A 23,323-nucleotide genomic window follows, 5' to 3' on the forward strand; every position below is an offset into this window, starting at 1 on the left:
TCAGGAGACTGTCAGATGGCAACAGGCACACTGCCCGATGCTGGGCAGATCCTTAACTCTTTAATCAACAGTATCTTACTGGTCGATGACGACCTGGCGGTGCATTACGCGAACCCGGCTGCACAGCAGTTGCTGGCGCAAAGCTCACGTAAGCTATTTGGTACCCCGCTCCCGGAGCTGTTGAGCTATTTCTCGCTGAATATTGGTCTCATGCAGGAGAGCCTGCAGGCGGGCCAGGGCTTTACCGATAACGAAGTGACGCTGGTCATCGATGGTCGGTCGCATATCCTGTCTCTGACGGCACAGCGCCTTCCTGAGGGCTACATTTTGCTGGAAATGGCACCGATGGATAATCAGCGTCGTCTGAGCCAGGAACAGCTTCAGCACGCACAGCAGATTGCCGCGCGTGACTTAGTGCGCGGTTTGGCCCACGAGATTAAAAACCCGTTGGGTGGCCTGCGCGGTGCAGCGCAGTTGCTGAGCAAAGCGCTGCCCGATCCTTCGTTGACGGAATACACCAAAGTCATCATTGAGCAGGCCGATCGGTTAAGAAATCTGGTTGACCGCCTGCTGGGACCGCAGCATCCTGGAATGCACGTCACAGAGAGCATTCACAAGGTTGCAGAGCGAGTGGTGAAGCTGGTGTCTATGGAGTTGCCGGATAACGTCAAACTGGTTCGTGATTACGACCCAAGCCTGCCGGAACTCCCACACGACCCGGATCAAATTGAACAAGTGCTGCTGAATATCGTCCGCAATGCGCTGCAAGCGCTGGGGCCTGATGGCGGAGAGATAGTCCTGCGTACCCGTACGGCGTTCCAGCTGACTCTGCACGGGGTTCGCTACCGCCTTGCAGCACGTATTGACGTTGAAGATAACGGCCCGGGAATACCGTCTCACTTACAGGATACGCTGTTTTATCCGATGGTGAGCGGGCGCGAAGGCGGTACTGGCCTCGGGCTGTCTATCGCCCGCAGCCTTATCGATCAGCACTCCGGCAAAATTGAATTTACCAGTTGGCCAGGGCATACCGAATTCTCGGTGTACCTGCCTATTCGGAAGTAGAGGTGTTTATGCAACGAGGGATAGCATGGATCGTTGATGACGATAGCTCCATCCGTTGGGTGCTTGAACGCGCGCTCACCGGGGCTGGCTTGAGTTGTACAACGTTTGAGAGCGGCAGCGAGGTGCTTGATGCCCTCACCACCAAAACCCCGGATGTCCTGCTGTCTGATATCCGTATGCCGGGAATGGATGGGCTGGCGCTGCTGAAACAAATTAAACAGCGTCACCCGATGCTCCCGGTCATCATAATGACGGCGCATTCAGATCTGGACGCGGCGGTCAGCGCTTATCAGCAAGGTGCCTTTGATTATCTACCAAAACCGTTTGATATTGATGAAGCGGTGGCGCTGGTCGACCGCGCAATCAGCCATTATCAGGAACAGCAGCAGCCGCGAAATGCGCCAATAAATAGCCCAGCGGCCGATATTATCGGCGAAGCGCCAGCAATGCAGGACGTTTTTCGCATTATAGGCCGCCTGTCGCGTTCCTCCATCAGCGTGCTGATCAACGGCGAGTCCGGTACCGGTAAAGAGCTAGTTGCCCATGCTCTGCACCGCCACAGCCCGCGCGCTAAGGCACCATTTATCGCGCTGAATATGGCGGCAATCCCCAAAGACTTGATTGAATCAGAACTGTTCGGCCACGAGAAAGGGGCCTTTACGGGCGCGAATACCGTACGCCAGGGGCGTTTTGAACAGGCAGACGGCGGCACGTTGTTCCTCGATGAAATCGGCGATATGCCGCTGGACGTACAAACTCGGTTGCTGCGCGTGCTGGCTGATGGCCAGTTTTATCGCGTAGGCGGCTATGCGCCGGTGAAAGTGGATGTGCGCATTATCGCCGCCACCCACCAGAATCTTGAGCTGCGCGTACAGGAAGGAAAATTCCGCGAGGACTTATTCCACCGCCTGAACGTGATTCGCGTCCATCTCCCGCCGCTACGCGAGCGTCGGGAAGATATTCCGCGGCTGGCGCGCCACTTCCTGCAAGTTGCTGCTCGTGAACTCGGCGTTGAAGCCAAGCTGCTGCACCCGGAAACGGAGATGGCGCTAACCCGGCTGGCCTGGCCGGGTAACGTGCGTCAACTGGAGAACACCTGTCGTTGGCTGACGGTGATGGCGGCAGGCCAGGAGGTTCTGACCCAGGATCTTCCCAGTGAGCTGTTTGAAACCGCGATACCGGATAATCCGACGCAAATGCTGCCGGATAGCTGGGCCACGCTGTTGGGGCAATGGGCCGACCGCGCTTTACGTTCCGGTCATCAAAACCTGCTGTCAGAAGCACAGCCGGAGATGGAGCGCACGCTATTGACCACCGCGCTACGCCACACTCAGGGGCATAAACAAGAAGCAGCACGCCTGCTGGGATGGGGCCGTAATACGTTGACACGTAAGCTAAAAGAACTGGGAATGGAGTAGTAGAATAGTGTCGTGTAAAAAATAGTCTGCCAGCGCAAACTGCTGCTATTTTGTACTTTACTGTTCAAATGCGTTGAGTATGATCGTGCCCGGAAAGACAGGGGGAAATCATGCTTGAATCACTCATAAATATTATATCGAGCGGTGTCGCAGCCGGTCATACCCCGCAGACGGCAATAGCTGCTGTTTTGTGTGCGGCGATGGTTGGATTGTTTAGCTGATAATTCACCCTCTCCCGGCAAGGAGAGGGTGAATAGATTAAATCACGCGTGAAAACTGCTGCATCCGTGCTTTCTGGCGCAAATATGCGTCAAAGCACATGCATATGTTGCGAATCAGCAACCGGCCTTTCGGCGTCACCTGAATCCCTTTCTCATCCACATCCACCAGCCCGTCTTTGGCCAGCGGCGCCAGCAGTTTCATATCTTCAGTGAAGTAGTCATTGAAGTCTAAGTCCCACTGCGTTTCTACAGCGGAGAAATCGAGACGGAAATTGCAGATCAGCGCTTTAATGACATCGCGACGAATACAGTCATCGCGAGTCAACGCAATGCCACGCCATAAGGCCGTTCCGGTTTCATCAATCTGCTGATAATACTGCTTCAGCTCTTTTTGGTTCTGCGCATAGCAGTCGCCAATCATACTGATCGCCGAAACACCCAGCCCCAGCAGATCGGAATCCCCTTGGGTGGTATAGCCCTGGAAGTTGCGATGCAAAATACCTTCACGTTGGGCTATCGCCAGTTCATCGTCCGGACGAGCAAAGTGGTCCATACCGATAAACTGATATCCCGCAGCGGTCAGCGAATCAATCGTTTCCTGCAGGATATCCAGCTTCTGCTCTGCTGAAGGTAAATCGGCATCTTTGATTTTGCGCTGTGCGGCGAAGAGCGTCGGCAAATGCGCATAGTTAAATACGCTCAGACGATCGGGATTTAGCTCAGCCACGCGCTGGAGCGTAAAAGCGAAGCTCTCTGGCGTTTGCTTCGGCAGTCCGTAAATCAGATCGATATTGGTAGAAGTAAAGCCAATCTCTCGGGCATGGTTGAGCAGGGCGAAGATAAACTCTTCATCCTGCTCGCGGTTCACCAGGCGCTGCACCTCTTTGTTGAAGTCCTGCACGCCCATGCTCAAGCGGTTGAATCCTTCAGCGCGTAAATGATCCAGTACATCAAGCTCAATTTCACGCGGATCGACTTCAATGGAAATCTCAGCCTCGGCATTAAAATTGAAATGCGTACGCAGCAGGCTCATCAGGCGGCTAATTTGCGCCTTATTTAAATATGTCGGCGTACCGCCGCCCCAATGCAGTTGGTTAACCAGGCGACCCGCAAAAAGCGGCGCGCGATGGATAATCTCCTGCTCAAGGACGTCCAGATACTGATCGGCTTTATGCTGCTGGCGGGTGACAATTTTATTGCAGCCACAAAAATAGCAGAGCTTATGGCAAAACGGGATATGCACATACAGCGATAGAGGTCGCTGCGGATAACGGGCTACCGCTGCGTCAAATTCAGCAGCGCCAAATTCCGGAGAAAACTCCAGCGCGGTAGGGTACGAAGTATAACGCGGCCCGGAATAGTTATATTTTTGGATCAGGGCCAGATCCCAGTCGATTAACTGCACAGACATGCTCACTCCTTCCGATGGTGCCGTCGGCGGGTACGCCGCTCCGGCCCAACCACACCTGGGGTAATGAGCCGGTTGCGCAGCCATTTCTGACGCCGCGACAACCGTCGTAGTTTAACGAATAACCACAGCAGATAACATATAACCAAAAGGGTTATAAGCAGGACCGGGAATCCGATGGGGTGCAAATGTTAGTTTCCGCCCTTCAGCAAACGCATCATATCTTCTTTGCGTTCTTCCTCTTCCTCATCTTCGTCATCATCGTAGGAGAGGCCGAGCTGTTGCATCAGTTCATCAATACGGTCCAGTTTGGCATCAACCCAGATCTGCTCTTCAGCATTCAAGGTTCCGCCCTCTTCCAGACGTTCCAGCAGCGCGTCCAGGCGCTCATCGTTCTCCAGCAAATCCAGCTCAGCCTGCGGTGAAAGCATAGGTTTCTCGCTCTTCGGTTTGTGCTGCTTAATCACTGGGGCATTCTCTGTCACACCCAGCGGGATCGGTTTTTTGCTGCCAATGCGCGGATCTTGCTGTTGGCCTTGTTTTTTACCCGCAGAGGCGGCATCACCACCGGTCGCACGACTTCCTGCCGCATGACCGCGATGTTTCTTCTGCTGCTTACGATCGCGAGCTTCCTGGTTCAATTCTTCACGCGTTTTGCGACTTTTTTTGCCACGAGGTACAGATGTCGGTTTTTTCATGGTGTTAATCTTCAGGCCGTTTTCTTCAGTATAGAATTGAGGCGGAATCTAGCAGAAAGCAAGCAAAGAAAAAAGGCGACAGATTACTCTGTCGCCTTTTTCCGCACTGACAACCCTTAATGGGTTTCTACTTTCCATGTTAGCTAACGACAACCCCTGTCTTTCCTTTAGCTACCAACAGTCCCTGTTACATCCATTTCCTTTTAAAACGTCTCCAGACGCCTGTCATCCTGACAATCCGTAGTCCTCGCCTCCTGGCGCTTCCTGACACCTCGTCCTGAGTCTTAATCCTGTTAGCTTCCTTCGCCCTTGCCCGCTACTTTACTGGTTTAAGAAAAACCTACAACCAGCAACGGTATAAAAAATGCTAATTTCAGAATCTTCTCTTCGTTTAATTGTATGATTTATAGAACGTTAGTGATTTTTTAATCAGGCTTTTCTCACAAATGTCTTATATCAACAATGGCCAATGTCTTACAAAGCATGTGGCTTTTACTCACACCAGTGGGTTGCGGTAAAAACAGCCTTTTTCTATTGTTCAGGTATAATCCCCGTCATAGCCTGATTAACGGAGACGACCGTCTTGACCAACTGGAATTATCAACTGACGCATTTTGTCACTAGCGCACCAGATATCCGCCATCTTCCTTCTGATACCGGTATCGAAGTGGCATTCGCTGGCCGCTCTAACGCAGGGAAATCCAGCGCCCTGAATACGCTGACTAACCAGAAAAGCCTTGCTCGTACATCAAAGACGCCTGGTCGTACGCAGCTCATTAACCTGTTTGAAGTTGCTGAGGGAAAACGTCTGGTCGACCTGCCAGGCTATGGTTACGCTCAAGTTCCTGAAGAGATGAAAATCAAATGGCAGAGGGCGCTGGGTGAATACCTGGAAAAACGCCTGTGTCTGAAAGGACTGGTCATACTGATGGATATCCGGCATCCGCTTAAAGATCTCGATCAGCAGATGATCCTATGGGCCGTTGAAAGCGATATCCCGGTTCTGGTGCTGCTGACTAAAGCCGATAAGCTGGCCAGTGGCGCGCGCAAAGCCCAGCTCAACCAGGTCCGTGAAGCAGTAATCGCATTTAATGGTGATGTGCAAGTGGAAGCATTTTCTTCCCTGAAGAAGCAGGGCGTAGATAAACTGCGTCAGAAGCTGGATAGCTGGTATAACGACATTCCTCCTCAGGAAGAGCCTGAAGACGGCGAGTAATTATCGTTAATTTTCCCGGGTATGGGCATACAGAGCCTTATCCGGGCAGCCTGCCTTGCCAATATCAATACGCAAAAAATTTTCTTTCACGCAATAAAAAACGCCCCGGTCATAAATGACCGGGGCGGCTAAAATATTCAGCCAAATCCGATTACGTGAAGTAAAAGGTCTGAAAGATAGAACATCTTACCTCTGTACCCTACGTCTTTAACTCTACTCTTGTTTCCGTTATGGATAAAGCATTTTTGTAGTTTATTTTCAGTCTTTACATAGCAAATTCAAATGATCATCACAAAAAGGTATAAGTTATGTTACTCACTTACAAAAAATGGCCTTATGTACTGAACACTTAGTGCGCTTGATCCCAATTTTCCCCACTACCCACTTCTACCAGCAGCGGAACAGCCAGCGTCGTGCTGCTTTCCATCAGTTCGTGGATCTTTTTCGCGACCGTATCTAAATCGTCTTTATGAACTTCGAAGACTAATTCATCGTGTACCTGCATGATCATACGCACCCGCGGTTTTTCACTTAACAACCAATCATCTACAGCGATCATTGCACGTTTAATGATATCCGCAGCAGTTCCCTGCATCGGCGCGTTGATTGCCGCACGCTCAGCGCCAGCGCGACGTGCTCCGTTGCTGGATTTAATGTCCGGCAAATAGAGTCGGCGGCCATCGAGCGTTTCAACATACCCCTGCTCTTTTGCCTGCGCACGGGTACGCTCCATATAATCCAGCACACCTGGATAGCGCTCAAAGTAGAGGTCCATATATTTCTGCGCTTCTTTACGCGGAATATTGAGCTGTCGTGCAAGGCCAAATGCGCTCATCCCGTAAATCAGGCCAAAGTTGATAGCCTTTGCGCTGCGTCGCTGTTCGCTGCTCACGCTTTCAAGCGGCAAACCAAAAACCTCTGCCGCAGTAGCACGGTGGATATCTTTCCCCTCCGCAAACGCGGTTAGCAGACCGTTATCGCGCGACAGATGCGCCATAATGCGCAATTCAATTTGCGAGTAGTCGGCGGAGACAATGAGGTAATCTTCCGGAGCAATAAACGCCTGACGAATACGGCGTCCTTCTTCGTTACGTACCGGAATGTTCTGCAGGTTCGGATCGGTAGATGACAGGCGTCCCGTTGCAGTGACCGCCTGGTGATAAGATGTATGCACGCGACCCGTTTTCGCGCTGATCATCAACGGCAGCTTATCGGTATAAGTAGATTTGAGTTTTGCCAGGCCACGATATTCAAGGATAACTTTTGGCAGCGGATAATCCAGAGCCAGCTCTTCCAACACCTCTTCCGACGTAGACGGAGCGCCGCCCGGCGTCTTCTTCAGTGGTTTAATCCCTTGTTTTTCAAACAGGATGGTTTGCAGCTGCTTAGGCGAAGAGAGGTTAAACTCTTCACCTGCAATATCATATGCCTTCTTCTCCAGCTCAATCAGGCGCTTGGCGATTTCCTGAGAATGCGCATGCAGCACGGCTGGGTCAATCTTCACGCCATTACGCTCAACGCGGGATAACACTGGCACTAACGGCATTTCTATATTTTTAAAGATGTTCAGCGGGCCTTCATTTTTCTGAAGCTTTGGCCACATTTTCAAATGCAGTTGCAGAGTCACGTCAGCATCTTCCGCCGCGTAACGACCAGCTTCTTCCAGTGCGATTTGATTAAAGGTGAGCTGATTTTTACCCTTGCCGGCAATCTCTTCAAAGGTAATGGTTTTGTGCTTCAACCAGCGATCGGAAAGGCTATCCATATCATGGCGGCCCGCTACGCTGTCAAGAATGTAGGACTCCAGCATGGTATCAAAGGCAATACCGCGCAGCTCAATGTCATAGTTAGCCAGAATACCGCGATCATACTTGAGGTTCTGTCCAACCTTCAGAGCCTTATCGTCTTCCAGTAAGGGCTTCAGCAGTTCCAGCACGCGGTCGCGCGGGATCTGATCCGGCGCATCCAGATAGTCATGAGCAACCGGTACATAAGCTGCGATGCCTGGCTCAACGGCGAATGACAGGCCGACCATATTGGCGGATACATTATCAAGGCTGTCAGTTTCGGTATCAAAAGCAAAAAGCGGCGCTTTCTTCAGTTTTTCGATCCACGCCGTCAGCGTTTCTTCATCAAGAATCGTGACATAGTTTTCAGAGGAGAGCGTTGCCGCCGTCTCTTCTTCAGCATCTGTAGCATCTGCCGCTACTTCGACTGGTTTCGCGGTAGGTTTAGCGCCTTTCGCCTGCATCCATTTACCGGACTCAACATCGGTTATCCAGCGTTTGAATTCATACTTTTTAAACAGCGTCAGCAGTTCATCCGCTGCGGGTTGCTCAACGAGCAGTTCTTCACAGCTCAAATCCAGTTCAACATCCGTTTTAATCGTCGCCAGCTGATAAGAGAGATACGCGACCTCTTTATTCTGCTCTAGCTTCGCCGCCATCGTTTTAGATCCGCGGAAGCTCAGGCCGGCGATTTTCTCAGACTCAGCATACAACGTATCAAGCCCACCCAGCCCCTGTAGCAACGCCTGTGCGGTCTTCTCGCCGACCCCAGGGACGCCAGGAATGTTGTCCGACGAGTCACCCATGAGAGCAAGGAAATCAATGATCAGTTCAGGTGGAACGCCGTATTTTGTGACGACTTCATCCGGACCAAGAATAGTGTTAGTCATCGTGTTAATCAGGGTAATACCCGGCGTAACCAATTGAGCCATATCTTTATCACCCGTGCTAATCAGCACTGGACGACCTGCCTTTTCAGCTTCACGCGCTAGTGTACCGATCACATCATCAGCTTCAACGCCCGGAACAGCCATCAGAGGTAAGCCCATCGCCTTAACCATGGTATGCAGCGGCTCGATCTGCGCACGCAGATCGTCCGGCATCGGTGGACGATGAGATTTATAGTGCTCAAACAATTCATCACGGAAAGTCTTCCCTTTGGCATCAAAAACCACGACTGCATGAGTCGGTTGATACTGTAGGATCAGGCTTCGCAGCATATTCAGTACGCCGTACATTGCGCCAGTCGGTTCACCAGCGCTGTTAGTCAGCGGGGGAAAAGCGTGATATGCCCGGTAAAGGTAAGAGGAGCCGTCAACGAGGATGAGAGGGTTTTCTGGGATCTGAACCATAATTTCCGTGCCTGTTTATCAGATTATGGGTAAAGGATGCCACAGACGGGCATTAAATCCTGAATTTTTCCCCTATTTCATCGAAAAGATTCATTGATCTCCACGATCATTGTACAACTTCATCTGTGGATAACTTTGTGTATAGTTTTAAAATGATAGCTGGCTAACTCTTAATAAAATAGCTCTTCAAATAATTAATTCATATTTATCATTTAGTTAACGTTATATTTTTTATCGTAATGTCGTTTTGATGACTCAATGCTCCATGTGGATATAAGATCCGGAAATTTTTCTGCTCTGGTAAGACCCGTTATTTGCTGTATTTTCTGATAAAATCAGTCCCTTGCGCTGTTTAAATGCGTTTTTTGTCAGCCTAACTTTCTGAATAAACTAACTATGTCGAGATTACTCGCTGCGATAATCCTTCCGCTGAGTATCGCCCTTACTATCTTAGTCACTATAATCTGCTCGGTGCCGATAATCATCGCCGGACTGATTAAACTTCTTGTGCCGATTCCTGCGGTCTGGCGCTCGATATCTGTTTTCTGCAACTTCATGATGTATTGCTGGTGTGAAGGGTTGGCACTACTGCTACATCTTAATCCGTGGTTAAAATGGGATGTTCAAGGTATTGAAGGCCTGAACAAGAGAAACTGGTATTTACTTATCAGCAACCATCACAGTTGGGCTGATATCGTGGTGCTCTGTGTGCTGTTTCGCAAACATATCCCAATGAATAAATACTTTCTCAAACAGCAGCTAGCCTGGGTACCGTTCATTGGTCTTGCTTGCTGGGCCCTGGACATGCCGTTTATGCGCCGTTACTCACGTGGTTATTTAATTCGTCATCCAGAACGTCGCGGTAAAGATGTTGAAACCACCCGTCGTTCCTGCGAGAAATTCCGCGTCCACCCAACGACTATCGTTAACTTTGTCGAAGGTTCACGTTTTACTGAAGAAAAGCAGCGTCAGACTCGCTCACCTTACAATAACTTATTACCCCCAAAAGCTGCGGGAATCGCTATGGCATTGGGCGTGCTGGGATCGCAGTTTGATAAGCTGCTCAACGTGACGTTATGTTACCCAGAGAACAACCACAGGCCATTTTACGACATGCTAAGTGGTCGATTGACGCGGATTGTGGTGCGAATAAATCTGGAGCCTGTAGCTGAAGATCTACATGGCGACTATGTGAATGATAAAAACTTTAAGCGCCACTTCCAGCGTTGGTTAAATATGCTGTGGGAAGAAAAGGATCGTCAACTGACGGAAATAATGCGGCAGAAAAAATGATTTTAGTCGCTGAAGAGAACAACGCCGGTCAATGACCGGCGTTTGTTTTTTATTTCTTCTCAACTAACTGCTTAACAGTATCGGCATACTGAGCAACAAATGCGTCCATGTTGCTGGTATCCATCCCTTGCGGGTTAATCTGATATTTTCCGTTAACGTACATCGCGGGTACGCCCTGCAGTTGGAAATCAGCAGCGGCTTTTTCTTGCTGAGCAACCAGAGATTTCACCACGAAGCTGTTCCACGCCGCATCGTACTCTTCGCCTTTCACACCGGAATCAACAAAGATTTTACGGATATCGGCCACGGTCTGGACGGACTGAGTTTTCTGTACCGCTTCAAACATTGGAACAGTAATCTTGTCTTCCACGCCCAGCGCCATCGCCACAGCCCACGCCTGAGTCAGATCCTTGCCCAATGGGCCCAGGAACTCAACGTGGTATTTAGTCATCTTGACGCCTTCAGGCAGCTTTTTCTTCACGTTATCTGACACATGAAGTACTTCTTCAAACTGATAGCAATGGGGGCAGTAGAACGAGAAGAACTCGAGCACCTGAGGCTCGCCAGCAACTGGCTTGTCGAGGGTGATGTACTGCTTACCGTCGGTGATCTGGGCAGCGGATGCACTAAAAGCCAGAATCATACCAGCCAGCGCCAGCCAAATTTTGTTCATGATTAATTCTCTCCTGGATATTTCACATTAATACATTGGCGTTAACTGAAGAGGGGGTTCCTGCAGAACCTTCACCTGCTCAAGAAAAGTTGTTGTCTGCCCGCGCCAGTAATCTTCCCCGGTTAACCATGGGAAATTTATAGGGAAAGCAGGATCATTCCAGCGTCTGAGCAACCACGCCAGATAATAAACTAACCGCATCGCACGTAAAGGTTCGATGAGAGCGATTTCATCCGTATTAAAAGAGCTGAACTCTTCATAGGCTTCAATGATCATCTCAAGCTGCATCCGCTGCTCGGCTTTATCTCCATTTAACAGCATCCAGAGATCCTGGATAGCAGGACCATTACGCGCATCGTCTAAATCAACAAACAAAGGGCCATCACGCCAGAGGATATTTCCGGCATGGCAGTCACCGTGCAAACGTAAGATATTAGCGTTCCCGTGCCATTGTGCCATTACAGCATCAATCAGTTTATCGGTAGCGCTGAGAAAGGCCTCTTTCAAACCAGCAGGAATCAACGGGGAGAGCTCGAAGACCTGGCGTGGCTCAAGGAGATATTCATTAGTACCAATCTCCGGGCGAGCGACAAAACGCTGCTTGCGACCTGTCTGGTGCATACGGCCAAGATAGCGCCCAACCCATTCCATCTGATCGAGGTTATCCGCCTCAAACTGACGTCCACCCAAGCTTGGGAAAACGGCAAAGAAGAATCCCTGATGCTGGTGAAGCGTACTTTCATGGAAAGATAATGGCGCCGCAACGGGAACATCATCCTGCACGAGTTGAAGGGTAAACTGATGTTCTTCGAGGATTTGTTCTGCAGACCAGCGTTCAGGACGATAGAACTTCACCACATAGCGGTGGCGATCTTCGTCCTGAAACTGGTAAACGCGGTTCTCATAGCTGTTAAGCGGGGTGAGCCCAGAGTCCAGCCGCATACCCAGATCAAACAAACCATCAATGATGGTATCCGGGTGAAGCGTCTGAAAATTAAAAGCCTTATCGTGCATCCTGACATCCGATAATCGTGCGAATGATTCAGGATATCATCTCATTGCCTGTTCCGTGGCAGCGCTTACAACCTTTTACTCTTTAATGACTCCGCGAGCGCGAAGCAATGCGGTTTTGAAGTCTTCTTCATAATCTTTCTGAATACCGGGAATAACGGCCTCTTTTGTCGAGTCGCGCATTTTCAGATGATAAATCAGAATATCGTCGGAAAGATCACTTAATTCCCCCGTATAACCGGCCTCTTTGGCCAGTTTTTGCAAGAATTGAATCAAATTTAGTTCAGGTTCTTTCTGCCAGGCTGGCTGGAGGAGTTCAATGACTTCATTCAGACGTTTACATTTCATAGTAATGCTCCTTACTCTAGATAAAGACACGTTAGCAGGGACAATCCCACAATGAAAGAGGCGATATTGATATGCAACGCGAGGTAATAACCGGTGTCGTGTTGGCTGGAGGAAGGGCGACGCGCATGGGGGGAGTGGATAAAGGATTGCAGACGTTAAAGGGTAAGCCATTGTGGTGCTACGTCGCCGATACGCTGGAACCACAGGTGGATAAAATGGTTATTAGCGCCAATCGGAACCTTGATAGCTGGCAAACCAGCGGTTATCCGATTATTACCGATAGTATGAATGATTTTCCAGGCCCTCTGGCCGGGATGCTATCTGTTATGCAGCATGTTGAAAGCGAGTGGTTCCTGTTTTGTCCATGTGATACTCCTTTTATCCCCGCCTTTCTGGTCGAGCGCTTAATAAAGAATAAGAAATTATCTCCAGTAGTTTGGGTACATGATGGTGAACGCGATCATCCGGCTATCGCTTTGGTGAATCATAAGGTCACAGCAGAACTTGAAACCTATTTGGCCGCAGGTGAACGGCGAGTCATGGTATTTATGCGCAAAGTTGGTGGGCATAATGTTGATTTTAGCGATGTGAAATCAGCATTCATGAACGTAAATACCCTCGATGACTTACAGAATATGCAGGTGTCATCATGATTCCCCTTCTGGCTATCGCGGCCTGGAGCGGTACGGGTAAAACAACATTACTGAAGGAACTGATCCCGGAATTATGTGCGAAAGGCTTACGACCTGGGCTTATCAAACATACTCATCATGACATGGACGTGGATAAACCAGGTAAAGATAGCTATGAGCTACGCAAAGCCGGAGCTGCACAGACTATTGTCGCCAGTTCACAGCGCTGGGCCTTAATCACAGAAACACCAAATAAAAACGAACTGGATCTTAGCTGGCTAGTAAGCAAAATGGACCCTTCAACGTTGGATTTAGTGTTAGTCGAAGGTTTTAAGCATGAGCCAGTACCAAAGATCCTACTTTACAGGCACAACAGTGGGCACCATGTAGATGAACTGGTATTTGATGAATACGTCATTGCCGTGGCTAGCGATATTCCTGTCGAGACTTCACTTCCGCAGTTAGATTTAAATAACATCCCGCAAATCGTGGATTTTATTTTACAGTGGTTACACAAGCCCTAATCAGATCTCAATAGAAAAGAAAATTTTTGCTGTATGAGAAATGCATGCTCGGATAAAGCTTCATCGCGCTTTGTCTGATTTTTTATGATGTACAAAAACGCAAAAAGCCCATCCGTCAGGATGGGCTCTTCACTTAATTGATGCCTGGCAGTTCCCTACTCTCACATGGGGAGACCCCACACTACCATCGGCGCTACGGCGTTTCACTTCTGAGTTCGGCATGGGGTCAGGTGGGACCACCGCGCTGTCGCCGCCAGGCAAATTCTGTTTAATCTGTATCAAGCTGAAATTCTCTCAATTCCGCCAAAACATCTTCGGCGTTGTAAGGTTAAGCCTCACGGTTCATTAGTACCGGTTAGCTCAACGTATCGCTACGCTTACACACCCGGCCTATCAACGTCATCGTCTTTAACGTTCCTTCAGGACTCTCAAGGAGTCAGGGAGAACTCATCTCGGGGCAAGTTTCGTGCTTAGATGCTTTCAGCACTTATCTCTTCCGCATTTAGCTACCGGGCAATGCCATTGGCATGACAACCCGAACACCAGTGATGCGTCCACTCCGGTCCTCTCGTACTAGGAGCAGCCCCCCTCAATTCTCCAGCGCCCACGGCAGATAGGGACCGAACTGTCTCACGACGTTCTAAACCCAGCTCGCGTACCACTTTAAATGGCGAACAGCCATACCCTTGGGACCTACTTCAGCCCCAGGATGTGATGAGCCGACATCGAGGTGCCAAACACCGCCGTCGATATGAACTCTTGGGCGGTATCAGCCTGTTATCCCCGGAGTACCTTTTATCCGTTGAGCGATGGCCCTTCCATTCAGAACCACCGGATCACTATGACCTGCTTTCGCACCTGCTCGCGCCGTCACGCTCGCAGTCAAGCTAGCTTATGCCATTGCACTAACCTCCTGATGTCCGACCAGGATTAGCTAACCTTCGTGCTCCTCCGTTACTCTTTAGGAGGAGACCGCCCCAGTCAAACTACCCACCAGACACTGTCCGCAACCCCGATTAGGGGCCCACGTTAGAACACCAGCCATTAAAGGGTGGTATTTCAAGGATGGCTCCATGCAGACTGGCGTCCACACTTCAAAGCCTCCCACCTATCCTACACATCAAGGACCAGTGTTCAGTGTCAAGCTATAGTAAAGGTTCACGGGGTCTTTCCGTCTTGCCGCGGGTACACTGCATCTTCACAGCGAGTTCAATTTCACTGAGTCTCGGGTGGAGACAGCCTGGCCATCATTACGCCATTCGTGCAGGTCGGAACTTACCCGACAAGGAATTTCGCTACCTTAGGACCGTTATAGTTACGGCCGCCGTTTACCGGGGCTTCGATCAAGAGCTTCTCCTTACGGATAACCCCATCAATTAACCTTCCGGCACCGGGCAGGCGTCACACCGTATACGTCCACTTTCGTGTTTGCACAGTGCTGTGTTTTTAATAAACAGTTGCAGCCAGCTGGTATCTTCGACTGATTTCAGCTCCGTGAGCAAGTCACTTCACCTACCATCAGCGTGCCTTCTCCCGAAGTTACGGCACCATTTTGCCTAGTTCCTTCACCCGAGTTCTCTCAAGCGCCTTGGTATTCTCTACCTGACCACCTGTGTCGGTTTGGGGTACGATTTGATGTTACCTGATGCTTAGAGGCTTTTCCTGGAAGCAGGGCATTTGTTACTTCAGCACCGTAGTGCCTCGTCATCACACCTCAGCGTTGAATGACGTTCCGGATTTACCTGGAACATCCGCCTACATGCTTAAACCGGGACAACCGTCGCCCGGCTAACATAGCCTTCTCCGTCCCCCCTTCGCAGTAACACCGAGTACAGGAATATTAACCTGTTTCCCATCGACTACGCCTTTCGGCCTCGCCTTAGGGGTCGACTCACCCTGCCCCGATTAACGTTGGACAGGAACCCTTGGTCTTCCGGCGAGCGGGCTTTTCACCCGCTTTATCGTTACTTATGTCAGCATTCGCACTTCTGATACCTCCAGCAACCCTCACAGGCCACCTTCAACGGCTTACAGAACGCTCCCCTACCCAACAACGCATAAGCGTCGCTGCCGCAGCTTCGGTGCATGGTTTAGCCCCGTTACATCTTCCGCGCAGGCCGACTCGACCAGTGAGCTATTACGCTTTCTTTAAATGATGGCTGCTTCTAAGCCAACATCCTGGCTGTCTGTGCCTTCCCACATCGTTTCCCACTTAACCATGACTTTGGGACCTTAGCTGGCGGTCTGGGTTGTTTCCCTCTTCACGACGGACGTTAGCACCCGCCGTGTGTCTCCCGTGATAACATTCTTCGGTATTCGTAGTTTGCATCGGGTTGGTAAGTCGGGATGACCCCCTAGCCGAAACAGTGCTCTACCCCCGAAGATGAGTTCACGAGGCGCTACCTAAATAGCTTTCGGGGAGAACCAGCTATCTCCCGGTTTGATTGGCCTTTCACCCCCAGCCACAAGTCATCCGCTAATTTTTCAACATTAGTCGGTTCGGTCCTCCAGTTAGTGTTACCCAACCTTCAACCTGCCCATGGCTAGATCACCGGGTTTCGGGTCTATACCCTGCAACTTAACGCCCAGTTAAGACTCGGTTTCCCTGCGGCTCCCCTATACGGTTAACCTTGCTACAGAATATAAGTCGCTGACCCATTATACAAAAGGTACGCAGTCACCCAACAAGTGGGCTCCTACTGCTTGTACGTACACGGTTTCAGGTTCTGTTTCACTCCCCTCGCCGGGGTTCTTTTCGCCTTTCCCTCACGGTACTGGTTCACTATCGGTCAGTCAGGAGTATTTAGCCTTGGAGGATGGTCCCCCATATTCAGACAGGATACCACGTGTCCCGCCCTACTCTTCGAGTTCACAGCCTGTGCGTTTTTGTGTACGGGAGTATCACCCTGTACCCTGCGACTTTCCAGACGCTTCCACTAACACACAAACTGATTCAGACTCTGGGCTCCTCCCCGTTCGCTCGCCGCTACTGGGGGAATCTCGGTTGATTTCTTTTCCTCGGGGTACTTAGATGTTTCAGTTCCCCCGGTTCGCTTCGTTAAGCTATGTATTCACTTAACGATAGTGTGACGGATCACACTGGGTTTCCCCATTCGGAAATCGTCGGTTATAACGGTTCATATCACCTTACCGACGCTTATCGCAGATTAGCACGTCCTTCATCGCCTCTGACTGCCAGGGCATCCACCGTGTACGCTTAGTCGCTTAACCTCACAACCCGAAGATGTTTCGTAAAACACTTCGTGCTGCAAAAATTTGAGAGACTCGAACACACCGTCATGCTGTTCTTATTACGGAGAACAGACGCAGCGTGTCGTTTCAATTTTCAGCTTGATCCAGATTTTTAAAGAGCAAATATCTCAAACGTAACTCACTGAGTTAGTTTTGAGATATCGGTGGGTTGTGTCTTTCACTCACAGCCAGCAAGTGGCGTCCCCTAGGGGATTCGAACCCCTGTTGCCGCCGTGAAAGGGCGGAGTCCTAACCGCTAGACGAAGGGGACACGAGGTGTCGCGACTTCGCAGCCGTCTTGCTTCTTTACATTCATCAGACAATCTGTGTGAGCACTACAAAGGCAGGTTCTTTAAGGTAAGGAGGTGATCCAACCGCAGGTTCCCCTACGGTTACCTTGTTACGACTTCACCCCAGTCATGAATCACAAAGTGGTAAGCGCCCTCCCGAAGGTTAAGCTACCTACTTCTTTTGCAACCCACTCCCATGGTGTGACGGGCGGTGTGTACAAGGCCCGGGAACGTATTCACCGTGGCATTCTGATCCACGATTACTAGCGATTCCGACTTCACGGAGTCGAGTTGCAGACTCCGATCCGGACTACGACATACTTTATGAGGTCCGCTTGCTCTCGCGAGGTCGCTTCTCTTTGTATATGCCATTGTAGCACGTGTGTAGCCCTACTCGTAAGGGCCATGATGACTTGACGTCATCCCCACCTTCCTCCAGTTTATCACTGGCAGTCTCCTTTGAGTTCCCGACCGAATCGCTGGCAACAAAGGATAAGGGTTGCGCTCGTTGCGGGACTTAACCCAACATTTCACAACACGAGCTGACGACAGCCATGCAGCACCTGTCTCAGAGTTCCCGAAGGCACCAAAGCATCTCTGCTAAGTTCTCTGGATGTCAAGAGTAGGTAAGGTTCTTCGCGTTGCATCGAATTAAACCACATGCTCCACCGCTTGTGCGGGCCCCCGTCAATTCATTTGAGTTTTAACCTTGCGGCCGTACTCCCCAGGCGGTCGACTTAACGCGTTAGCTCCGGAAGCCACTCCTCAAGGGAACAACCTCCAAGTCGACATCGTTTACAGCGTGGACTACCAGGGTATCTAATCCTGTTTGCTCCCCACGCTTTCGCACCTGAGCGTCAGTCTTTGTCCAGGGGGCCGCCTTCGCCACCGGTATTCCTCCAGATCTCTACGCATTTCACCGCTACACCTGGAATTCTACCCCCCTCTACAAGACTCTAGCCTGCCAGTTTCGAATGCAGTTCCCAGGTTGAGCCCGGGGATTTCACATCCGACTTGACAGACCGCCTGCGTGCGCTTTACGCCCAGTAATTCCGATTAACGCTTGCACCCTCCGTATTACCGCGGCTGCTGGCACGGAGTTAGCCGGTGCTTCTTCTGCGAGTAACGTCAATCACTAAGGTTATTAACCTCAATGCCTTCCTCCTCGCTGAAAGTACTTTACAACCCGAAGGCCTTCTTCATACACGCGGCATGGCTGCATCAGGCTTGCGCCCATTGTGCAATATTCCCCACTGCTGCCTCCCGTAGGAGTCTGGACCGTGTCTCAGTTCCAGTGTGGCTGGTCATCCTCTCAGACCAGCTAGGGATCGTCGCCTTGGTGAGCCGTTACCTCACCAACAAGCTAATCCCATCTGGGCACATCTGATGGCATGAGGCCCGAAGGTCCCCCACTTTGGTCTTGCGACGTTATGCGGTATTAGCTACCGTTTCCAGTAGTTATCCCCCTCCATCAGGCAGTTTCCCAGACATTACTCACCCGTCCGCCGCTCGTCACCCGAGAGCAAGCTCTCTGTGCTACCGCTCGACTTGCATGTGTTAGGCCTGCCGCCAGCGTTCAATCTGAGCCATGATCAAACTCTTCAATTTAAGTTTGATGCTCGTGAATTAAACTTCGTAATGAATTACGTATGTTCACTCAGAGACTTGGTATTCATTTTTCGTCTTGCGACGTTAAGAATCCATGTCACTTTGAGTGCCCACACAGATTGTCTGATAAATTGTTAAAGAGCAGTGCAACGCGGCTTTCGCTCACCGTTGCGAGGTCCCGTATAATACGTTTTCCTCATTCAGAGTCAAGCGTTTAATTTCGCTTTTCTCTGCCGGCGTTCATCGCTGAACTCCGCTAACCCGGCGGCCTGTAAGCCGTTGTTCCGTGTCAGTGGTGGCGCATTATAGGGAGTTATTCCGACGTGACAAGAGGAAACTTCAAAAAACTTTTCAACCGTCTCTTTTTTCACCACAGCAACGTGTAATGTGGCAAAAAACCGGCGTTTTGCCGTTTTAACAAACGAAGTAAGTCGCCTGATGGCATACTGATAGAGTAAAAAAGAGAAAGGAACGGCATTTATGTCTTTAAGCACACAGCAGCTGGCGGCACAAAAGAATATCTCCTGGGTATTAGCGGAGAAACTGGCGCAAAAAATTCTGACCGGCGAATATCAGCCAGAAAGCATTCTTCCTGGAGAGATAGAGCTGGGTGAGCAATTCGGCGTAAGCCGCACGGCGGTTCGTGAGGCAGTCAAAACGTTGACAGCAAAAGGGATGCTTTTGCCTCGCCCACGCATCGGCACCCGCGTTATGCCACGCAGTAGCTGGAACTTTCTCGACAAAGAGCTGCTAGCCTGGTGGTTAACGGAAGATAACTTTGAAGAGGTTGTTAGCCATTTCCTCGTGATGCGCAGCAGTCTTGAACCGCAAGCCTGTTTTCTGGCGGCGAATTCAGGTAGCTCAGAACAAAGAGCACAACTCAATGCTCTAATGGCGGAGATGATTGAGTTGAAGAGAAACTTTCAGCGCGAGCGCTGGATTGAAGTCGATATGGCCTGGCATGAACATATATATGAGATGAGTGGAAATCCCTTTCTGATCTCTTTCGCTTCTCTATTCCATTCGGTCTACCACACCTATTTCACTTCTATAACCCAGAATGAAGTGATGAAGCTGGATCTCCATCAGGCAATAGTTGATGCCATCCTCGATAATGACGGTTCACGAGCGCTGAACGCCTGTCAGGCTTTGTTGAGTGCTCCAAATCATTCAAAGGGCACCGAATGAGCGAGAAGAAAGGGCGTAGTATGGCCGGGCTGCCGTGGATTGCTGCGATGGCCTTTTTTATGCAGGCGCTGGATGCCACCATTCTGAATACCGCCCTTCCTGCTATAGCACAGAGTCTCAACCGTTCACCGCTGGCCATGCAATCCGCTATCATCAGCTATACGCTTACCGTGGCCATGGTAATTCCAGTCAGCGGTTGGCTGGCTGACCGTTTCGGCACACGGAAAGTGTTTATCATCGCCGTTAGTCTATTCACCCTGGGTTCTCTCGCCTGCGCCCTCTCAGGTTCTCTAACAGAGCTGGTTACCTTCCGCGTTATTCAAGGTATAGGTGGGGCGATGATGATGCCGGTGGCGAGGCTGGCATTACTACGCGCCTATCCGCGCAGTGAATTACTACCAGTGCTAAATTTCGTCACGATGCCCGGGCTGGTCGGCCCCATTCTCGGACCCGTACTCGGCGGTGTACTGGTCACCTGGGCCAGCTGGCACTGGATTTTTCTGATTAATATTCCCATCGGCATTATCGGGATTGTGTACGCCCGTAAATATATGCCGGACTTCACTACGCCCCGGCGCCGTTTTGACGCGCTCGGCTTTCTGCTGTTCGGATTAAGTCTGGTACTGTTTTCCAGCGGAATCGAACTGTTTGGTGAGAAGATCGTCGCGACATGGATTGCTCTATCCATCATTGCTCTGAGCGTTGTTATGCTGTTGGCGTATATTCGCCACGCTCGCCGCCATCCTACGCCGCTCATTTCGCTTTCTTTATTTAAGACGCATACTTTTTCAGTGGGGATCGCGGGAAATCTGGCAACTCGCCTGGGCACCGGCTGCGTCCCGTTCCTGATGCCTCTGATGCTACAAGTGGGCTTTGGTTATCCGGCGATTATCGCAGGCTGCATAATTGCACCAACAGCTATCGGTTCGATTATTGCCAAATCGACCGTTACCCAAATTCTACGCTGGTTTGGCTATCGAAAAACGCTGGTTGGGGTCACGATATTTATCGGTCTGATGATCGCCCAATTTTCACTGCAGTCCCCGGATATGTCGATTTGGGTACTGCTGTTGCCGCTATTTGTATTGGGGATGGCGATGTCCACCCAGTTCACATCAATGAACACCATCACGCTCGCAGATTTGACCGATGAAAATGCCAGTAGCGGCAACAGCATGCTGGCCGTCACCCAGCAGTTATCTATCAGCCTCGGGGTCGCCATTAGTGCGGCAGTGCTGCGCTTTTATGAAGGGTTCGATAGTGTAAATACCATCGAGCAGTTCCACTACACCTTTATAACCATGGGAGCAATCACCGTGGTATCAGCGCTAGTATTTGCTTTATTGAAAGCGAAAGATGGCCGCAACCTGATTAAGGAGCGGCACAAGCATTAAGCAGAGCCACGCACGACCAGTTCTGGAGTCAGCTGAACGCGTTGTTGTTTTTGTCCTGGGTCAGCCATTCGGTGGATGAGTACATCGATGGCCAGCTCGCCCAGTTCATCTTTCGGCTGATGGATGGTCGTCAGCGGCGGCGTCATATAGCGAGCCAGCTCAATGTCGTCATAACCCACCAGCGCCATATCCTGCGGAATGCGCAATCCACTCTGATAAAGCGCCTGATAAGCACCAACCGCCATCGCGTCGTTACCGACAAACACCGCCTGCGGCAGCTTGGGGAGTACTAACAGCTTTTCCATTGCGCTAAATCCGCCGCCAAACTCAAAATCGCTGCTAATAACGTATCCTTCAGGTACTGCCAGCCCGGCACGAGCCATTGCAGCATGATATCCCTCAAGACGCAGTCGCGAAGGGGTTTTATCCAGCGGGCCTGCGATGCAGGCAATCCGCGTATGGCCTTGATCGATGAGGTACTGCGTCGCTATATCGCCACCCAGCAAAGAGTTATCCTGGATCAGGTCACTATCGCCATCGAACGGTGCCCAGTCCATCATCACCGTCGGTACGGAAGGGTAGCGCTGCATGATCTCCGGCGAAGGCTGGTGAGTTTCAGTACACAGCAGCAGCAAACCGTCGACGCGCTTTTGCATCAGCGTCTCCAGATTACGGTTCATTCGCTGTTCATCGCCTTCGGTGTTACAAAGCACCAGGCTATAGCCGCGTTCAAAACAGCTACGCTCCACGCCGCGTACCAGCTCCGAGTAAAACGGATTGGTACTGGCGGTAATGAGCATGCCAATAGTACGGGTTTGGTTTAATTTAAGGCTACGCGCCAGTGCAGATGGCGCGTAATTCAGGCTCTTAATCGCGGCGTCGACTTTAGCGGTAATGGCTTCGCTAACGAAGCGATCCTTGTTGATGACATGAGAAACCGTCGAAGTGGAAACGCCCGCTATGCGGGCTACATCCTTCATGGTGGCCAAGCGTTACCCCTGTTGACGTAAAAATTCGTCTATTTCTTTTCGCCATGGCACGGAGGGCTGGGCACCTTTACGCGTAACGGCAATAGCCGCGGCGGCATGGGCAAAACGAATAGCCTCAGCCAGTACCATACCTTCAAGGAGCGCAGTCACCAGCGCACCATTAAAGGTATCGCCAGCGGCAATGGTGTCAACAGCCTGGACTTTAAAGCCGGGAACACGATGACCGTTGCCTTTGAGACTAGCCCATACACCACGGCTACCGAGGGTAATAATCACCGCATCAATACCTTTATCATGGAGCACGTTAGCTGCTTTTGCCGCATCATCGTCATTTTCCACTCGAACGCCGGTCAGTTTTTCCGCTTCGGTTTCGTTCGGAGTAATGATATCCACCAGCGCTAACAGTTCATCCGGCAACTCTCGTGCTGGAGCAGGATTGAGTATCACTGCAGTTTGACTCTGGTGAGCAATTTTCGCCGCCGCCAGTACGCTTTCCAACGGCGATTCCAGCTGCATTAGTAGCGCCTGCGCGCTGGCGATACGCTCTTTTTCAGCTTCAACCTGCGTAACGGAAAGGGCGGCGTTAGCTCCAGCATGAATACCAATAGTATTCTCACCTTCAGCGTTCACAAAAATCAGCGCCACGCCGGTTGATTCCCCGGCAACAGCCCTTACCGGCGCAACGTCGATATTATCGCTTTCCAACTGGCGACGAACCCGTTCACCAATATCGTCATCACCGGTACAGGCGATAAAAGAGATATTTGCCCCGCTGCGCCCGGCAGCAACGGCCTGATTTGCGCCCTTACCGCCGAAAGCGACCTGATAGTGATGACCGGTGACGGTTTCACCAGGCGTAGGGAAGGAGTCGAGGTTAAGGATGTGATCGGCATTGATACTACCAAGGACGACAAGTTTGCCTGCGGTTTTCATAATCAATATTCCCGGAAAGCGCG

17 protein-coding genes, 1 tRNA gene and 3 rRNA genes are annotated in these 23,323 nt (G+C 50.7%); 9 read left to right on the forward strand and 12 right to left on the reverse strand.

Features of this window, described 5'->3' with window-relative positions; all coding sequences use genetic code 11:
• The first annotated feature begins 15 nt into the window (after nt 1-15).
• The 3 genes from glnL to ACMYSL_RS29015 all read left to right on the forward strand — a co-directional run bounded on the left by glnL (nt 16) and on the right by ACMYSL_RS29015 (nt 2,704).
• Nucleotides 16-1,065 (forward strand): nitrogen regulation protein NR(II), encoded by a 1,050-nt coding sequence (glnL, locus tag ACMYSL_RS29005; protein ID WP_181484283.1) that lies wholly within the window; start codon nt 16-18, stop codon nt 1,063-1,065.
• Between the two features lie 8 nt (nt 1,066-1,073).
• Nucleotides 1,074-2,483: a nitrogen regulation protein NR(I) gene (glnG, locus tag ACMYSL_RS29010; RefSeq protein WP_110276072.1), complete on the forward strand. Its 1,410-nt coding sequence runs from the start codon at nt 1,074-1,076 to the stop codon at nt 2,481-2,483.
• Nucleotides 2,484-2,593: 110 nt separating this feature from the next.
• The gene (locus tag ACMYSL_RS29015) at nt 2,594-2,704 is read left to right on the forward strand and encodes a YshB family small membrane protein (protein WP_110276071.1); all 111 of its coding nucleotides are present in this window, start codon (nt 2,594-2,596) and stop codon (nt 2,702-2,704) included.
• 37 nt (nt 2,705-2,741) lie between these two features.
• On the opposite strand, the gene hemN is transcribed toward ACMYSL_RS29015, so the two are convergent.
• The gene (gene hemN / locus ACMYSL_RS29020; RefSeq protein WP_434660973.1) at nt 2,742-4,115 is read right to left on the reverse strand and encodes an oxygen-independent coproporphyrinogen III oxidase; all 1,374 of its coding nucleotides are present in this window, start codon (nt 4,113-4,115) and stop codon (nt 2,742-2,744) included.
• A 188-nt stretch (nt 4,116-4,303) separates the two neighbouring features.
• Nucleotides 4,304-4,810 (reverse strand): Der GTPase-activating protein YihI, encoded by a 507-nt coding sequence (yihI, locus tag ACMYSL_RS29025; protein WP_434660974.1) that lies wholly within the window; start codon nt 4,808-4,810, stop codon nt 4,304-4,306.
• Between the two features lie 583 nt (nt 4,811-5,393).
• Here yihI and yihA point away from each other — a divergent pair.
• Entirely contained in the window at nt 5,394-6,026 is a 633-nt protein-coding gene (yihA, locus tag ACMYSL_RS29030; RefSeq protein WP_110276067.1) for a ribosome biogenesis GTP-binding protein YihA/YsxC, read from the forward strand.
• Nucleotides 6,027-6,375: 349 nt separating this feature from the next.
• Here the strand turns inward: yihA and polA are convergent, their stop codons facing one another.
• Nucleotides 6,376-9,165, reverse strand: coding sequence for a DNA polymerase I (gene polA / locus ACMYSL_RS29035; RefSeq protein ID WP_434660976.1), 2,790 nt, complete (start codon nt 9,163-9,165; stop codon nt 6,376-6,378).
• A 396-nt stretch (nt 9,166-9,561) separates the two neighbouring features.
• Between polA and ACMYSL_RS29040 the strand changes: the two genes are divergently transcribed.
• On the forward strand, nt 9,562-10,458 hold the full coding sequence (locus ACMYSL_RS29040; protein ID WP_182235443.1) for an acyltransferase: 897 nt from the start codon (nt 9,562-9,564) through the stop codon (nt 10,456-10,458).
• A gap of 49 nt (nt 10,459-10,507) precedes the next feature.
• Here ACMYSL_RS29040 and dsbA read toward each other — a convergent pair whose 3' ends face one another.
• The 3 genes from dsbA to ACMYSL_RS29055 all read right to left on the reverse strand — a co-directional run bounded on the left by dsbA (nt 10,508) and on the right by ACMYSL_RS29055 (nt 12,490).
• Nucleotides 10,508-11,131, reverse strand: coding sequence for a thiol:disulfide interchange protein DsbA (dsbA, locus tag ACMYSL_RS29045; protein WP_110276064.1), 624 nt, complete (start codon nt 11,129-11,131; stop codon nt 10,508-10,510).
• 27 nt (nt 11,132-11,158) lie between these two features.
• On the reverse strand, nt 11,159-12,145 hold the full coding sequence (locus ACMYSL_RS29050; RefSeq protein ID WP_434660978.1) for a serine/threonine protein kinase: 987 nt from the start codon (nt 12,143-12,145) through the stop codon (nt 11,159-11,161).
• A 75-nt stretch (nt 12,146-12,220) separates the two neighbouring features.
• Nucleotides 12,221-12,490 (reverse strand): YihD family protein, encoded by a 270-nt coding sequence (locus tag ACMYSL_RS29055; RefSeq protein WP_110276062.1) that lies wholly within the window; start codon nt 12,488-12,490, stop codon nt 12,221-12,223.
• A gap of 71 nt (nt 12,491-12,561) precedes the next feature.
• On the opposite strand from ACMYSL_RS29055, the gene mobA reads away from it, so the two are divergent.
• Nucleotides 12,562-13,143 (forward strand): molybdenum cofactor guanylyltransferase MobA, encoded by a 582-nt coding sequence (mobA, locus tag ACMYSL_RS29060; RefSeq protein WP_434660979.1) that lies wholly within the window; start codon nt 12,562-12,564, stop codon nt 13,141-13,143.
• The gene (gene mobB / locus ACMYSL_RS29065) at nt 13,140-13,646 is read left to right on the forward strand and encodes a molybdopterin-guanine dinucleotide biosynthesis protein MobB (RefSeq protein WP_434660981.1); all 507 of its coding nucleotides are present in this window, start codon (nt 13,140-13,142) and stop codon (nt 13,644-13,646) included. The genes mobA and mobB overlap by 4 nt, the downstream gene beginning before the upstream one ends.
• A gap of 142 nt (nt 13,647-13,788) precedes the next feature.
• Here the strand turns inward: mobB and rrf are convergent.
• The 4 genes from rrf to ACMYSL_RS29085 form a co-directional block, all read right to left on the reverse strand.
• Nucleotides 13,789-13,904 (reverse strand): 5S ribosomal RNA (gene rrf, locus ACMYSL_RS29070).
• 66 nt (nt 13,905-13,970) lie between these two features.
• A 23S ribosomal RNA gene (locus ACMYSL_RS29075) occupies nt 13,971-16,877 on the reverse strand.
• A 217-nt stretch (nt 16,878-17,094) separates the two neighbouring features.
• Nucleotides 17,095-17,169, reverse strand: a tRNA-Glu gene (locus tag ACMYSL_RS29080).
• Between the two features lie 87 nt (nt 17,170-17,256).
• A 16S ribosomal RNA gene (locus tag ACMYSL_RS29085) occupies nt 17,257-18,796 on the reverse strand.
• Together the 16S, 23S and 5S rRNA genes with 1 tRNA gene alongside form the textbook arrangement of a ribosomal RNA operon.
• A gap of 480 nt (nt 18,797-19,276) precedes the next feature.
• Between ACMYSL_RS29085 and ACMYSL_RS29090 the strand changes: the two genes are divergently transcribed.
• Together ACMYSL_RS29090 and mdtD are read left to right on the forward strand one after the other, a co-directional pair.
• Nucleotides 19,277-19,984, forward strand: a complete 708-nt coding sequence (locus ACMYSL_RS29090) for a FadR/GntR family transcriptional regulator (RefSeq protein ID WP_434660983.1) — start codon at nt 19,277-19,279, stop codon at nt 19,982-19,984.
• The gene (gene mdtD / locus ACMYSL_RS29095; RefSeq protein WP_434660985.1) at nt 19,981-21,378 is read left to right on the forward strand and encodes a multidrug transporter subunit MdtD; all 1,398 of its coding nucleotides are present in this window, start codon (nt 19,981-19,983) and stop codon (nt 21,376-21,378) included. The genes ACMYSL_RS29090 and mdtD overlap by 4 nt, the downstream gene beginning before the upstream one ends.
• Here the strand turns inward: mdtD and rbsR are convergent.
• Nucleotides 21,375-22,367 (reverse strand): ribose operon transcriptional repressor RbsR, encoded by a 993-nt coding sequence (gene rbsR, locus ACMYSL_RS29100; protein ID WP_110276052.1) that lies wholly within the window; start codon nt 22,365-22,367, stop codon nt 21,375-21,377. The genes mdtD and rbsR overlap by 4 nt on opposite strands.
• A gap of 3 nt (nt 22,368-22,370) precedes the next feature.
• Complete coding sequence (rbsK, locus tag ACMYSL_RS29105; RefSeq protein WP_182240582.1) at nt 22,371-23,303, reverse strand: ribokinase; 933 nt, start codon at nt 23,301-23,303, stop codon at nt 22,371-22,373.
• Nucleotides 23,304-23,323: the final 20 nt, after the last annotated feature.

Origin of the sequence: Klebsiella sp. MISC125 (genome assembly GCF_051131775.1) — a bacterium.
GTDB lineage: Bacteria > Pseudomonadota > Gammaproteobacteria > Enterobacterales > Enterobacteriaceae > Klebsiella.